Source organism: Streptomyces sp. HmicA12 (genome assembly GCF_000373565.1).
Lineage (GTDB): Bacteria > Actinomycetota > Actinomycetes > Streptomycetales > Streptomycetaceae > Streptomyces.
Genome location: NZ_KB891827.1, coordinates 1 through 12,593, shown reverse-complemented (window position 1 = coordinate 12,593; position 12,593 = coordinate 1). Strand labels below are relative to the sequence as shown.

At 70.0% G+C, this 12,593-nt stretch carries 10 protein-coding genes; 2 read left to right on the top strand and 8 right to left on the bottom strand.

Features of this window, described 5'->3' with window-relative positions; translation table 11 throughout:
* Positions 1 to 603 precede the first annotated feature (603 nt).
* Positions 604 to 1,611, bottom strand: a complete 1,008-nt coding sequence (locus B072_RS0130035) for a stage II sporulation protein M (protein WP_018533662.1) — start codon at positions 1,609 to 1,611, stop codon at positions 604 to 606.
* A gap of 105 nt (positions 1,612 to 1,716) precedes the next feature.
* Between B072_RS0130035 and B072_RS0130030 the strand changes: the two genes are divergently transcribed.
* Positions 1,717 to 2,673 (top strand): RDD family protein, encoded by a 957-nt coding sequence (locus B072_RS0130030; RefSeq protein ID WP_026246447.1) that lies wholly within the window; start codon positions 1,717 to 1,719, stop codon positions 2,671 to 2,673.
* Between the two features lie 11 nt (positions 2,674 to 2,684).
* On the opposite strand, the gene B072_RS0130025 is transcribed toward B072_RS0130030, so the two are convergent.
* Together B072_RS0130025 and ahcY are read right to left on the bottom strand one after the other, a co-directional pair.
* A complete protein-coding gene (locus tag B072_RS0130025; RefSeq protein ID WP_018533660.1) occupies positions 2,685 to 3,299 on the bottom strand; it encodes a hypothetical protein in 615 nt (204 codons plus the stop codon).
* A 220-nt stretch (positions 3,300 to 3,519) separates the two neighbouring features.
* A complete protein-coding gene (gene ahcY, locus B072_RS0130020) occupies positions 3,520 to 4,983 on the bottom strand; it encodes an adenosylhomocysteinase (protein ID WP_018533659.1) in 1,464 nt (487 codons plus the stop codon).
* Positions 4,984 to 5,428: 445 nt separating this feature from the next.
* Between ahcY and B072_RS0130015 the strand changes: the two genes are divergently transcribed.
* Entirely contained in the window at positions 5,429 to 7,462 is a 2,034-nt protein-coding gene (locus B072_RS0130015; RefSeq protein WP_018533658.1) for a fructose-specific PTS transporter subunit EIIC, read from the top strand.
* A 125-nt stretch (positions 7,463 to 7,587) separates the two neighbouring features.
* Here B072_RS0130015 and B072_RS0130010 read toward each other — a convergent pair whose 3' ends face one another.
* The 5 genes from B072_RS0130010 to manB form a co-directional block, all read right to left on the bottom strand.
* Positions 7,588 to 8,565: a cation diffusion facilitator family transporter gene (locus B072_RS0130010; RefSeq protein WP_026246446.1), complete on the bottom strand. Its 978-nt coding sequence runs from the start codon at positions 8,563 to 8,565 to the stop codon at positions 7,588 to 7,590.
* Between the two features lie 92 nt (positions 8,566 to 8,657).
* Positions 8,658 to 9,809, bottom strand: coding sequence for a mannose-6-phosphate isomerase, class I (manA, locus tag B072_RS0130005; protein WP_018533656.1), 1,152 nt, complete (start codon positions 9,807 to 9,809; stop codon positions 8,658 to 8,660).
* Positions 9,810 to 9,901: 92 nt separating this feature from the next.
* Positions 9,902 to 11,029 carry an SIS domain-containing protein gene (locus tag B072_RS0130000; RefSeq protein ID WP_018533655.1) on the bottom strand — a complete coding sequence of 376 codons (1,128 nt, stop codon included), beginning with the start codon at positions 11,027 to 11,029 and terminating at the stop codon, positions 9,902 to 9,904.
* 28 nt (positions 11,030 to 11,057) lie between these two features.
* Positions 11,058 to 11,228, bottom strand: a complete 171-nt coding sequence (locus tag B072_RS46935; RefSeq protein WP_018533654.1) for a Trm112 family protein — start codon at positions 11,226 to 11,228, stop codon at positions 11,058 to 11,060.
* Between the two features lie 338 nt (positions 11,229 to 11,566).
* Positions 11,567 to 12,593: hypothetical protein (gene manB / locus B072_RS0129990; protein ID WP_018533653.1), on the bottom strand; the 1,027-nt coding region annotated here is incomplete at its 5' end.

The following is a 12,593-nucleotide window of genomic DNA, read 5'->3' as shown; positions in this document are numbered from 1 at the left end:
CAGGATCAAACTCTCCGTGAATGTTTCCCCGTAATCGGGGTGACACCACGAGAGCGGAACCGGAAGAGGAATAATCTCCCGGTTCACAGCGTCCTCGCTGTGCGCCTGCCAGTCGAAGACCGGCAGGACTTTTTCAAAGGAACCTCGTCCCAGCTGATGCTGGAGACGGGGTATCAACATATCTGGCGTTGATTTTTGGCACGCTGTTGAGTTCTCAAGGAACGGACGCTTCCTTTGTACTCACCCTCTCGGGCTTTCCTCCGGGCGCTTCCCTTCGGTATTTCGTTTTTCCAACCTTACCAGATCCTTTTCCGTTCCGTTTCCGGTTCGGATTTTGTTTCCGGTGGCCGTTGGAGGGCCTTTGCCTTTCGGCTGATCCGACTTTATCAGAAGTTTTGGGCCGGTCTGACCGGCTCTCACTTTCCGAATTAATCGGGAGGGGGCTTCTCGAAAGAATTTCGTGAAGCGCGCTAGATGCTAACCGTTGCAAACGAACCTGTCGAGTTCGGGGCAACTGTTCGAATCTACCTCCCCGTCCAGGCCGTGTCAACGGTCTTTCCGGGGCGAAGAGGAGACTAGCAGGTCAGCCGGCTCGTACGCACATCACGCTGCTGTCGGCTGGAGCGCGCTGCGCTCGGGCTCCGCCACGTCGCCGGTTTCGCCCTCTCGGACGGCGCGGCCGCCCAGGACGTAGACATAGGTGAGGAAGGCGAGTTCCGCCGCGATGCCGATGCCGATGCGGGCCCAGGTCGGGAGGCCCGAGGGGGTGACGAAGCCTTCGATGGCGCCGGAGATGAAGAGGACCAGGGCCAGGCCGATGGCCATGCCCAAGGCCGCGCGGCCTTCTTCCGCGAGGGCGGTGCGGCGGGTGCGGGGGCCAGGGTCGATCACTGTCCAGCCGAGGCGCAGGCCGGTGCCCGCGGCCACGAAGACCGCTGTCAGTTCTAGGAGGCCGTGCGGAAGGATCAGGCCCAGGAAGGTGTCGAGGCGGCCGACGGACGCCATGAGGCCGATGCCTACGCCCACGTTGAGCATGTTCTGGAAGAGGATCCAGAGGACCGGAAGGCCGAGGAAGACGCCCAGGACCAGGCACATCGCGGCCGCCTGAGCGTTGTTCGTCCAGACCTGGGCCGCGAACGACGCTGCCGGATGGCTCGAGTAGTACGTCTCGTACTGGCCGCCGGGGCGGGTCATCTCCCGGAGTTCGGAGGGCGCGGCTATGGATGCCTGAACATCGGGGTGAGTGCCGATCCACCAGCCGATCAGGGCGGCTATCGCCGTGGAGATCAAAGCTGTGGGCACCCACCAGTGGCGGGCCCGGTAGACGGCGGCGGGGAAACCGCGCAGGAGAAAGTCCGTCACGTCGCGCCATGAAGCACGGCGAGTACCGGTCACAGCGCTGCGCGCGCGTGCCACGAGTTGAGTGAGGCGTCCGATGACCCGGGGGTCAGGCGCGCTCGACTGGATGAGGGAGAGGTGGGTCGCCGTGCGCTGGTAGAGGGTGACCAGTTCGTCGGCCTCCGGGCCGGTCAGGCGGCGGCGTCGGCGCAGCAGAGCGTCCAGTCGGTCCCACTCGGCGCGGTGGGCGGACACGAAGACGTCGAGGTCCATCCGGTCTGCTGCTCCTCGCTTTCCGGCACCTGTGCGGCGCGATGTGCCCTCAGCTTGGCAGACTGGCGGTTCCTAGGGCAGGTCAGGGAAGGGTGGGTGGCCGGCGTGAGTGAGCTGGTGACAGGTGAGGCGGTCGCTCTTGAACTGCGGCCCGCGAAGTTGCCGAGCCGGGCGCTCGCCGTGCTCATCGATCTGGTGGTGGCGTTCGCCGTCTATGTAGCCGTGACGATGGTGGTCGTGGCGGCGACCGCGTCGTTGGACGATGCCGCCGCTGCCGCTCTGGCCGTGGCCACGTTCCTGCTCGTGCTCGTCGGAGTGCCGATCGCGGTGGAGACACTGAGCCACGGACGGTCGTTGGGGAAGCTCGCCTGCGGGTTGCGGGTCGTACGGGACGACGGTGGGCCGATCCGGTTCCGGCACGCGCTGGTGCGGGGAGCCGTCGGGGTCGTGGAGATCCTGATGACCTTCGGGGTCGTGGCGTGCATCGCCTCGTTGGTGTCCGCTCGGGGTCGGCGGGTCGGGGATGTCGTCGCGGGGACGCTGGTCGTCCGGGAACGGGTGCCGACCGGGCAGGCGGCCGTCGTGCCGCCTCCGCCGCCGTGGCTGGTCGGGCGGTTCGCCCAACTCGATCTGTCCGCCGTGCCGGAGGGGCTGTGGCTGGCGGTGCGTCAGTACCTCACGCGGATGGGGCAGTTGGACCCGCAGGTGGGATGGGGTATGGCTGAGCGGCTCGCCACCGATCTCGCCGCACACACCGGTGCTCCGGCGCCGAGCGATGTGCCGCCCGCCGCGTTTCTCGCCGCGGTCATGCACGAGCGGCAGCAGCGGGAGGCTCAGCGGGCCTTCGGCGCGGCCGGGCAGGGTGGGTTCTCGGTGCCGGGCGGCGCCGCGCCGGTGCCCGGGAACGCTGCGGGGGCTCACGCCGGGTACGCGCCGCCCTCGGCTCCCGTCGCTCCCGTGCCGCCCGCGACCGGGGCGTACGGCGGGCCCTCGGTCCCCCGCTCCGCTCCTGACGACGGGGGTTCGGAGTCGCCGGCCACGGGGTTCGTGCCGCCGGCCTGAGCGGCGCGGCGTCAGGCGAACGTCGACGGCGGCGTCTCGAGGTGCTCCAGCTCGATTCCGGGAGCCGCCAGGACCACGTCGCCGCTGAGGTGAACGGTGTGCTGCTCGCCGGTGTCCAGGGCTGTGACCTGGTATTCGTCCACGGTCAGGGGTCCGTTGTCAGTGGCGTGTGCTTCGCTGTTCAGCAAGGTCCAGGACTGGTCCAGAGTGCGCGGGGCCAGGACCGGATCCGTGAGGGCGACGAGGCGGACACGGGTCGAGGGGGAAGCGGGGGTGAGGTTGAGCAGACGCGAGGTGGCGACGAGGAACGCGGGGGACGTGCCCGTGAACGCGTGCGCGGGAGCGTTTCCTTCGGTGGCGTGCGTGCCGGTGGGATCGGTGCGTACCCACGTGACGCCGTCCAGGGCGGCGCCGCGCACCTGCCAGCTCGCGGCGGTGAGCTCCAGACGGATGGGGCGGCCGAGCTCGTCGAGGGCGAGGTCGATGGAGCCGGCGTGATCGCCGGAGGGGGTGGTCCGTTGGGCTACGTAGCGCCAGCCGGAGGGGCCGGGCGCGCAGTGGAAGTGCTCTTCACCGAGGGGGGTGTGATCGTGCGGATCGTGGAGCGAATAACGGCCGCGGGGCATGGGGTTCGTGAGGTCCTCTGTCTGGCCTGGTGACGGCCGCCGCCACCGGTCGCGGGTTCAGGTCGGCTGTGCGGGTCGGCCCAGTGGTTCCGGCTCGCGTCGGAAGGTGTGTCCACCGTAGCCAGCGGTGCGGGCGCTCACGGGACAGGCCCCCGGCACGGGGGTGCGGGGGCCTGTCCTGGCAGTCGGTGCCGGTGGAGTCCGGCAGCCGGTGCGGTGCTCAGTAGCGGTAGTGCTCCGGCTTGTACGGGCCGTCGACCTCGACGCCGATGTACGAGGCCTGCTCCGGACGCAGCTCGGTGAGCTTGACGCCGAGCGAGTCCAGGTGGAGGCGGGCGACCTTCTCGTCCAGGTGCTTGGGCAGCGTGTAGACGCCCACCGGGTACTCGGCCTGCTTGGTGAACAGCTCGATCTGGGCCAGCGTCTGGTCCGCGAACGAGTTGGACATCACGAAGGACGGGTGGCCGGTGGCGTTGCCCAGGTTCAGCAGGCGGCCCTCGGACAGCACGATGAGGACCTTGCCGTCGGGGAACGTCCAGGTGTGGACCTGCGGCTTGACCTCGTCCTTGACGATGCCCGGGATCTGGGCCAGGCCGGCCATGTCGATCTCGTTGTCGAAGTGGCCGATGTTCCCGACGATCGCCTGGTGCTTCATCTTGGCCATGTCCGCGGCCATGATGATGTCCTTGTTGCCGGTCGTCGTGACGAAGATGTCCGCCTTGTCGACGACCTCGTCGAGCGTGGTGACCTGGTAGCCGTCCATCGCCGCCTGCAGTGCGCAGATCGGGTCGATCTCGGTGACGATCACGCGGGCGCCCTGGCCGCGCAGCGACTCGGCGCAGCCCTTGCCGACGTCGCCGTAACCGCAGACGACCGCGGTCTTGCCGCCGATGAGGACGTCCGTGGCGCGGTTGATGCCGTCGATCAGGGAGTGGCGGCAGCCGTACTTGTTGTCGAACTTCGACTTGGTCACCGCGTCGTTCACGTTGATCGCGGGGAACAGGAGGGAGCCGTCGCGCTGCATCTCGTACAGGCGGTGGACACCCGTCGTCGTCTCCTCCGTGACGCCACGGATCTCGGAGGCGAGCTGGGTCCACTTCTGCGAACCGTTCGAGATCGTGCTGTTCAGGAGCTGGAGGATGACGCGGTGCTCGTCCGACTCGGCGGTGTCGACCGAGGGGACCTTGCTGTCCTTCTCGTACTGGACGCCGAGGTGGACGAGGAGGGTGGCGTCACCACCGTCGTCCAGGATCATGTTCGGGCCGCCGGTGGGGGTGTTCGGCCAGGTCAGGGCCTGCTCCGTGCACCACCAGTACTCCTCCAGGGTCTCGCCCTTCCAGGCGAAGACCGGGACGCCCTGGGGGTTGTCCGGCGTGCCGTTCGGGCCCACCGCGATGGCCGCGGCGGCGTGGTCCTGGGTGGAGAAGATGTTGCAGGACGCCCAGCGGACCTCGGCGCCGAGCGCGACGAGGGTCTCGATGAGGACGGCGGTCTGGACCGTCATGTGGAGAGAGCCGGTGACGCGGGCGCCCGCCAGGGGCTGCGTGGCGGCGTACTCCTTGCGGATCGACATCAGGCCGGGCATCTCGTGCTCGGCGAGGGTGATCTCCTTGCGGCCGAAGTCGGCGAGGGAGAGATCGGCGACCTTGAAGTCCTGGTCCTGTCGGTTGGCGACAGAAGTCATAAGTGAGCTGCTCCTCGGTGCAGTTGCAGTCGGTCGAGGTGGGCTGACAGGCGTATCCCCGTAAACGGAGTACGCATGGCTGGTCTGCGGGCGTCTTCGGACACAGGTGTCCTCCGATACTCGCAGCGCAGTCCGTCGGAGGCCCTCTCTCCCTCGGCCGGCCCGTCGTGCGGGCCGCCCGACCGCCATCAGCAGCGACGTCTGGCTCGTGACGAATCTACACCGATCGGCCCAGTCGGCCCTACCCCGTCCCCGTACCGGGGCGGTCCGGGCATGGCTTGTTCCCGTTCGCCGTGGGTCCTCTCACGCCCGGGGGACAAAGGGTGTGGAGCGTTACGAGAAGGGACTTTCTGGTTTTTGATCCTGTGCTTATGTGTTGCAGGATGCGCTGAAGGCCGTCAATATTTGCGCGGTCTTGTATGGCGAAGGCACAAAGGAGAGCCACGTGACCAGTCCGGCCGACCCCCACACGGGCGGAGCAGTCGTCGAGCCACGGAAGCGGTTGAAGCTGCTCGCGGTGACCGCCTGTCCGACCGGTATCGCGCACACCTACATGGCGGCGGAGAAGCTGCAGCAGGCCGCGGACGACGCGGGTATCGACATGAAGGTGGAGACGCAAGGTTCCATCGGGGCCGAGAACGTCCTGACTGACAACGATGTCAAGCACGCCGACGGCATCATCATCGCGGCGGACAAGGATGTCGACCGCAGCCGGTTCGCCGGTAAGCGGGTGCTGTCCGTCGGAGTGTCCGAGGGCATCAGCCACCCCGAGCGACTCATCGAGCAGGTGCAAGGCGCGCCCGTGCTCGAGGCCGACGGGGCCGAGGAGAGCGGCGGCTCCGGTGGCAAGGAGCGGAGCGCCGCGTACAAGGCGTTGATGAACGGGGTCAGTTTCATGATCCCGTTCGTCGTGGTCGGTGGTCTGCTGATCGCCGTCGCACTCGCCGTCGGCGGGCACACGACGCCCGACGGGATCGAGATCCCGAAGGATTCCTTCTGGTACGACATCAACGCGCTGGGCGGGCTCGGCTTCAAGTTGATGCTGCCGATCTTCTCCGGCTACATCGCCTTCGCGCTCGGTGACCGGCCGGCGCTCGTGCCCGGCATGATCGGCGGGTTCCTCGCCTACGACGGCGTGGGCATCTACGGCGCCGACGCCAACGCGGGCTTCCTCGGGGCGATCGCGACCGGCTTCCTCGCCGGTTACGTCGTGCTGTGGATACGCAAGGTCAAGGTGCCGAAGTTCGTGCAGCCGATCATGCCGATCATCGTGGTGCCGATCGTGTCCACGTTGGTCGTCGGGCTGTTCTTCATCTACGTCATCGGGACGCCGATCTCGTGGGTGTTCACGCACCTGACCAGCTGGTTGAACGGGATGACCGGGTCGAGTGCCGTCGTGCTCGGCGCCATCATCGGCCTGATGATCGCCTTCGACATGGGCGGGCCGGTCAACAAGACGGCGTTCCTGGTGGGCACCGGCCTCATCGGCACCAACAACGCCGTCATGGGCATGGCCGCCGCCGCCATTCCGGTCATGCCGCTCGGGCAGGGGCTCGCGACGCTGCTGCGCCGCAAGCTCTATACGCAGCAGGAGCGGGACACCGGTATCGCCGCTCTGTTCATGGGGTTCTTCGGGATCTCGGAGGGCGCCATCCCGTTCGCCGCAGCGCGGCCCGCGCAGGTCATTCCGGCGAACATGCTGGGCGGCGCGGTCGCCGGTGCCATCGCCGGTGTGGCCGGGGTGGAGGACTCGGTGCCGCACGGCGGGCCGATCGTCGCCGTGTTCACCGCGATCAGCGGTGTCGCCATGTTCTTCGTCGCCATCGTCGCCGGTGTGCTGGTCACGGCCCTGTCCACGAACGCGCTGATCGAGCTCAAGGCCCGTCGGACCGCGGCCAAGGAAGCGGCGGCGGCGCCCGAGGCTGCATCACCCGAACCGACGGAGACCGCACCCGAACCGGCGCGGGCCGCCCCCGTCGACGTACAGAAGGACTCCGAGTCCCCTGCGCCCGGCGGCGAGCCCGAGGTGCTGTCCGGGTATCTCACCGAGCGGACCGTGAAGGTGGAGCTGGACGCGGGCGACAAGGAGGCCGCCATTCGCGAGATGGCGGGGCTGCTCGCCGCCACCGGCAAGGTCACCGACGTCGAGGAGCTCGTGCGGACGGCTCTGCGCCGCGAGGAGCAGGGCACCACCGGGCTCGGCGAGGAGATCGCCATTCCGCACGCCAAGACGGACGCGGTGTCGGCGCCGGTCGTCGGGTTCGCGCGGTCCACCGAGGGCATCGAGTGGGGGTCGCTGGACGGGACGAAGGCGAAGCTCGTCTTCATGATCTCGGTGCCGGCGGCTGCCGCCGGGGATGAACATCTGCGGATTCTGGCGTTGCTGTCGCGGAAGTTGATGGATGCCGGGTTCCGCGAGCGGCTTCAGGCCGCGCCCGACGCCGCATCACTGCTCGGGGTGCTTGCCGAAGTCGCGTAGGTGCGGGTGTGTGGGGGCTGCGCCCACGCGGCGGAGCCGCACATCGACACAGTCCCGCGCCCCTGACGTAGTTGAGGGCCCGCCGAGAATTTCGGCGGGCCCTCGACTACGTACAAGCGAAAAAATCAGTGCCCCGGCGTCGGCGTCGGGCCGCCCGGGGTCGCCTCCGGGTCCGGGCCCTTCGCGGCCTCGGCCTCGCTGAAGATGTCGGGCTCCAGGTAGATGACCCGGGCGATCGGGACGGCGGCGCGGATGCGGGCCTCGGCTTCGTTTATGGCGCGGGCCACCTCGGCGGCGGTGTCGTCGTGCTGGACGGCGATCTTCGCGGCGACGAGGAGTTCCTCGGGGCCGAGGTGGAGCGTGCGCATGTGGATCAGGCCGGTGACGGTGTCGCCGTCGACGACCGCCTGCTCGATCTTCGCGACCTCCTCCGCGCCCGCGGCCTCGCCGAGGAGCAGGGACTTGGTCTCCAGCGCGAGGACGATCGCGATGGCGATCAGCAGGAGGCCGATGCAGAGGGTGCCGATGCCGTCCCAGACGCCTTCGCCGGTGGCGAGGGTGAGGCCGACGCCGAACAGCGCGAGCACCAGACCGATGAGGGCGCCGAAGTCCTCCAGGAGGACGACCGGCAGCTCAGGGGCCTTGGCGCGCTTGATGAACTGGCTCCACGTCAGCTTGCCGCGCAGCTGGTTCGACTCCTTGATGGCCGTACGGAAGGAGAAGCCCTCGGCGATGATCGCGAAGACGAGGACGCCGACCGGCCAGTACCAGTGCTCCAGTGCGTGCGGGTGCTTGATCTTCTCGTAGCCCTCGTAGACGGCGAACATGCCGCCGACGGAGAAGAGGACGATCGAGACGAGGAAGGCGTAGATGTAGCGCTCGCGGCCGTACCCGAAGGGGTGCTGCGGGGTCGCCTCGCGCTGGGCCTTCTTCCCGCCGATGAGGAGGAGGAACTGATTTCCCGAGTCGGCGAGCGAGTGGACCGACTCGGCGAGCATCGACGAGGACCCACTGAAGAGGAACGCCACGAACTTGGCCACCGCGATCGCCAGGTTGGCGGCGAGGGCCGCCACGATCGCCTTTGCTCCGCCTGAAGCACTCATGTTGTTCCTGGTGTCCCTTCGAGGTTCTGCGTACGTGTACGTCCCGTGCAGCGGTGGGTCATTGTTGCAGCACGGGACGGCACAGGGGTCTCTCAGGCCACGACCGTCGCCCGGAAAACCGTCCCCACTCCGGACACTTCGGCCTTTTCGTCCGCCGGTACGAAGGCGGACCGGCCGGGGGCGAGGGTGAGTTCGCCCGCCCGGACCGTGCCCGCGGTGCAGAGCAGGATCTGCGGGGTCGGCGTGGTGAGGTCGTGGGCCGCACCGCCTTCGGGGAGCACGTAACGGGAGAGCCGGAACTCGTCGATGGGCGTGTCGTAGAGCTCCTCGCCGTTCGGCGACGCCTCCGGGCGCAGCACGCCCGGGTCGCTCGCCTCGAAGCGGACGATGCGCAGCAGTTCGGGGACGTCGACGTGCTTCGGCGTGAGGCCGCAGCGCAGGACGTTGTCGGAGTTGGCCATGATCTCGACGCCGAGGCCGTTCAGGTACGCGTGCGGGACGCCGGCGCCGAGGAAGAGCGCCTCGCCCGGCTGCAGGCGTACGTGATTGAGGAGCATGGCCGCGATGACGCCCGGGTCGCCGGGGTAGTGGTGGGCGATGCCCGCGTACGGCTCGTAGTCGCCGCCGATGCGCTGGGCGGCGGCGGTCGCCTCGGTGACGGTGGCCGTCATCTCGGCGAGGTCCGCGGACAGGACGGCCGTGAGGACCTCGCGCAGCGCGGCCTCCTCGGGGTGGGCGCGCAGCAGGTCCACGTACGGCTTGAGGCTGTCGACGCCGAGGCCTTCGAGGAGCCGGGCCGCCTCCTCGGGGGCGCGGAAGCCGCACAGGCCGTCGAACTCGGTGAGCGCGCAGATGAGTTCGGGCTTGTGGTTGGCGTCCTTGTAGTTGCGGTGCGGGGCGTCGATGGGAACGCCCTGGGCCTCTTCCTTCTCGTAACCCTCCTTCGCCTGCTGGAGGTTCGGATGCACCTGGAGGGAGAGGGGGGCGCCCGCGGCGAGCAGCTTGAGGAGGAAGGGGAGGCGGGGGCCGAACTTGGTCACGGCCGGCTCGCCCAGCTCCTGCGCGGGGGCCGCGTCGATGACCTCGTTCAGCGGGCCGCGCTCGGTGCGGGAGGGGGCGCCGGGGTGGGCGCCCATCCACATCTCGGCCTGGGGTTCGCCGGTCGGCTCGGCGCCGACGAGCCGCGGGATGGCGGTGGTGGAGCCCCAGGCGTAGGGGCGGACGGTGTTGGTGAGGCGGTCCATGAGGTGTTTCTTTCCGTACGCGGTCCGGGGCGGGCCGGTGTCGTGGGCGGGCCGGGCGCCGTCGGCCGGCCGGGATCAGGGTCGCCTGCGGGTCACGCCCTGGAGGCGAGGCCGAGGTAGACGGCGGCGAAGTCCGTGACGGCGATCAGCTCGGCGAGGGTCTCCAGGTCGCTGCCCTCCTCCGGCTCCAGCTCGCTGATCGCGGTGTCGTGGGACAGGGCGAGTTCGCGGGCGGCCGGGGCGGCGCTGATGCCGCCGGTGGGGCGGTCGCGGAGCAGGACGACGCGGGCGCGCAGCGCCTGGGCGTCGTCCACGCGGTCGCGGAAGAAGTCGTCGGGGTCGGCGCCCGCGGCGAGGTCGCTCGCGAGGAGCGCGCCGTGGGCGGGCAGCGCCTCGGGCAGGTCGGCGGCGAGCGCGGGGCGCCCGGCGAGCTCGGCGAGGGCGGCGGCGAACCGGCGGCCCGCCGGCCCTGCGGCCGCGCCCTCCGTCCAGATCAGCGGGAGGGCCTCGGCGAGCTCGGAGGCGAGGGTCTTCGCCGGGTTGCTGTACGTGGCGATGGCCGGGCCGCAGCGCTCCGCGGTGCGGTCGAGGCGGTCGGCGACCTTCTCCAGGTCCTCCGGCGGCGCGGAGAGCAGCCCGGTGCGGTCGAGGAGGGCGAGGAGCGGCGTGAGCAGCGCCCAGAGCGCGCCCGGCGCGGAGGCGGCCGCGGGCTGGTCCTGCTCGTACGGGGCGGTCGCCATCGGCACGAACAGGCCGTGCGCGCCCGCCACGGACTCGGTCAGCGGGGCGCCGGTCGGGCAGACGGCGACGACGGTGACGCCGCGGCGGTAGGCCTGCTCGACGAGGAGCGAGAGGCTCGGCTCGGAGCCGTCGGGGGTGACGACCAGGAGCAGGTCGACCGAGCCCGCCCAGCCGGGCAGGTCCCAGCGCAGGGCGCCGGGGGCGGCGGCGACGCCGGTGGCGCGCAGCCGGACCACCGGGCAGGCCGAACCGGCGAGGCGGCCGACGAACTCGGCGACGCCCAGGGCCGCGGTGCCGGGGCCCGCGATCAGGACGGCGCGCGGGCGGCCGTCCGGCTTCAGCTCGGCGATGCCGGCCTCGGCCGCGTACCGGGCCGCGGTGCGCACGCGGGCGCCCGCCTCGGCGGCGCCGCGCAGCAGGCCGCGGCGGTCGGCCCTGGCGAGCGCCTCCGGGTCGTCCAGGAGCGGTTCGTCGAACATGGCGTCGCCTCCTGCGTTCTCGGTGGGGTCAGGCGGGGCGGCGGGCCTCGTCGACCAGGAGGACGGGGATGCCGTCGCGGACCGGGTAGGCCAGGCCGCAGTCCTTGCCGGTGCAGATCAGCTCGGCGTCGGCCTCCTTCAGGGGGGCGTGGCAGGCCGGGCAGGCGAGGATCTCCAGGAGGCCGGCTTCGAGCGGCATGGGGGTTCCCTTCGGGGTACGGGTCGCTTTGTGTGCGGGTCTTTGTGTGCGGCCTGGTCAGGGTACCGCCGGGGTGGTTGGGGCTTCTCGTCCGCGGGGTGTTCTTGGTGGGCGGGTGCGGGTGGTGTGTGGCTGGTCGCGCAGTTCCCCGCGCCCCTGTACAGATCTGCGTCTGCCCCACGGGGTCCGTTGCCAGGTGACGGCCGGTGGGGACTTCTCGCGCAGTTCCCCGCGCCCCTGAAGGCATGCGCTGCGCGCAGCCTTCCCCTGGATGCCGAAGGCATCTCAGGGGCGCGGGGAACTGCGCGACCAGCCACCCACTCACCCGCAGACGAACATCAGGCCCGAATGACCCCGAGTACCTCGTCGCGGACCCGCGTCATGGTGGCCCGGTCGCGTGCCTCGGCGTTGAGGCGGAGGAGCGGTTCCGTGTTGGACGGGCGGACGTTGAACCACCAGTCGCTCGCGGTGACGGTGAGGCCGTCGAGTTCGTCCAGGGTGATGCCGTCCCGGTCGCCGTACGCGGCCTTGATCGCGGCAAGGCGGTCGCCCTGGTCCGCGACGGTCGAGTTGATCTCGCCCGAGCCGACGTAGCGGTCGTAGGAGGAGACGAGCGCCGAGAGCGGGCCCTCCTGGCCGCCGAGCGCGGCCAGGACGTGCAGGGCCGCGAGCATGCCGGTGTCCGCGTTCCAGAAGTCGCGGAAGTAGTAGTGCGCGGAGTGCTCGCCACCGAAGATCGCGCCGGTGGTGGCCATCTCCTGCTTGATGAAGGAGTGGCCCACGCGGGTGCGTACGGGCGTGCCGCCGTTCTCCTTGACGACCTCCGGCACCGACCAGGACGTGATCAGGTTGTGGATGATCGTGCCCGAGCCGCCGTTGCGCGCCAGTTCGCGGGAGGCTACCAGGGCGGTGACGGCGGAGGGGGAGACGGGGTCGCCCTTCTCGTCGACGACGAAGCAGCGGTCCGCGTCGCCGTCGAAGGCGAGACCGAGGTCGGCGCCCTCGGCCTTCACCCGCTCCTGCAGATCCACGATGTTCGCCGGGTCCAGCGGATTCGCCTCATGGTTCGGGAAGGTGCCGTCCAGCTCGAAGTACATCGGCACGACGTCCAGCGGCAGCCCCGCGAAGACGGTCGGCACCGTGTGCCCACCCATCCCGTTACCGGCGTCGACCACCACNTTCAGGGGGCGGACGGCGGTCAGATCGACGAGCCCGAGCAGATGCGCCGCGTAGTCCTTCAACGTGTCGCGCCGCGTCACCGTTCCCGCCGACGCGGCCGGCTCCGGAGCGCCCGACACGCTCCACTCCTCCACCAGTTCACGGATCTGAGCCAGGCCCGTGTCCTGCCCCACCGGCGCCGCGCCC

What these genes read in the sequence shown, in the direction of transcription:
- B072_RS0130035 (WP_018533662.1), bottom strand. Translation starts at nt 1,611, where the DNA reads ATGGACCTCGACGTCTTCGTGTCCGCCCACCGCGCCGAGTGGGACCGA.
- B072_RS0130025 (WP_018533660.1), bottom strand. Translation starts at nt 3,299, where the DNA reads ATGCCCCGCGGCCGTTATTCGCTCCACGATCCGCACGATCACACCCCC.
- ahcY (WP_018533659.1), bottom strand. Translation starts at nt 4,983, where the DNA reads ATGACTTCTGTCGCCAACCGACAGGACCAGGACTTCAAGGTCGCCGAT.
- B072_RS0130010 (WP_026246446.1), bottom strand. Translation starts at nt 8,565, where the DNA reads ATGAGTGCTTCAGGCGGAGCAAAGGCGATCGTGGCGGCCCTCGCCGCC.
- manA (WP_018533656.1), bottom strand. Translation starts at nt 9,809, where the DNA reads ATGGACCGCCTCACCAACACCGTCCGCCCCTACGCCTGGGGCTCCACC.
- B072_RS0130000 (WP_018533655.1), bottom strand. Translation starts at nt 11,029, where the DNA reads ATGTTCGACGAACCGCTCCTGGACGACCCGGAGGCGCTCGCCAGGGCC.
- B072_RS46935 (WP_018533654.1), bottom strand. Translation starts at nt 11,228, where the DNA reads ATGCCGCTCGAAGCCGGCCTCCTGGAGATCCTCGCCTGCCCGGCCTGC.